Annotated in this window: 2 protein-coding genes; both read left to right on the top strand. The window is 68.5% G+C overall.

All coding sequences use genetic code 11. The annotated features are described in order from the left end of the window. On the top strand, positions 1-652 hold a 652-nt coding region (locus I71_RS08875), incomplete at its 5' end, for a serine protease (RefSeq protein ID WP_244433721.1). A 93-nt stretch (positions 653-745) separates the two neighbouring features. Continuing rightward, on the top strand, positions 746-1081 hold a 336-nt coding region (locus tag I71_RS08870), incomplete at its 3' end, for a RidA family protein (RefSeq protein ID WP_042693983.1).

Genomic DNA, 1081 nt, shown 5'->3' with positions numbered 1-1081 from the left:
GGCGCGCGCCGGTGGACGTTACGGCGGCGCCCTGGCGCAGCGTGGTGCGGGTGCAGAACAATCTGCCCGCCGCTGCACCGGGGCGCTGGTCGGCCGGCGCACAGTTGTGACCGCCGGCCATTGCCTGTTCAATGCACGGACGCGGCGCTTCCTCCAGGCGTCGTCCCTGCATGTGCTGTTCGGCTATGACCGGGGAGCCTTCACCCGTCACGTCACAGTGGCGCGGGTGGCGACCGATCCGGCCTACGATCCCGCCGCGGCGACGCCGCTGACCGCCGGCGACTGGGCGGTTCTGACCCTCGCCGAACCGGCGCCGGAGTCGGTGCCGCCGCTCCCGGTGAACACCGGGCCGCTGTCGTCCGGAGAGGCGTTGATGCTGGGTGGCTACAGCCAGGACCGGGCGCAAATCCTGATGGCCGACCGCGACTGCCACCTGCTGGGGGAGAGGGCCGGGCTGCTGGTTCACGATTGCGATGCCACGCGCGGAACCAGCGGCGGTCCGCTGCTGGTTCGTACCGCGAATGGCGAGGGCTGGGCGGTCGCCGGAGTCGGCGTCGCCGCCGGGACTGCGCCGGCCGTGCGCAATTTCGCGGTTCCATCCGCGCGTTTCGCCGCACTTTTGGCGAAGGAAAGCGCTGCGGGGCAGCCCTGAGCGGGCGAGGCGCATTTTTTTCTTCGCGCTCGGCTCCGAATGGCATAGACGTACCCGCGTCTTTTCAGCCCCGGAACCCGGAGTCTTTCCGTCATGTCGATCCAGCGCTTCCACACCGGACCGCGCATGAGCCAGATGGTCGTCCACAAGGACACGGTCTATCTCGCCGGTCAGGTCGCCGACGAGCCGACGCCCGACGTCGAACGTCAGACCATCCAGATCCTGGCCCAGATCGACGCCCTGCTGGCGGAGGCGGGCAGCGACAAGAGCAAGCTTTTGTCGACCACCATCTATCTGGCTGACATCGCCAGCTTCGGCGCGATGAACAAGGCCTGGGACGCCTGGGTCGATCCGGCCAATCCGCCGGCCCGCGCCACGGTGGAAGCCAAGTTGGCAGCACCTCAGTATCTCGTGAAATTCAGGTCACCG

The sequence above is a fragment of the Azospirillum sp. B506 genome (genome assembly GCF_000333595.1).
Classification (GTDB): Bacteria; Pseudomonadota; Alphaproteobacteria; order Azospirillales; family Azospirillaceae; genus Azospirillum.
The sequence above is the reverse complement of the archived record's forward strand: the minus strand, read 5'-3'. Positions and strand labels throughout refer to the sequence as shown.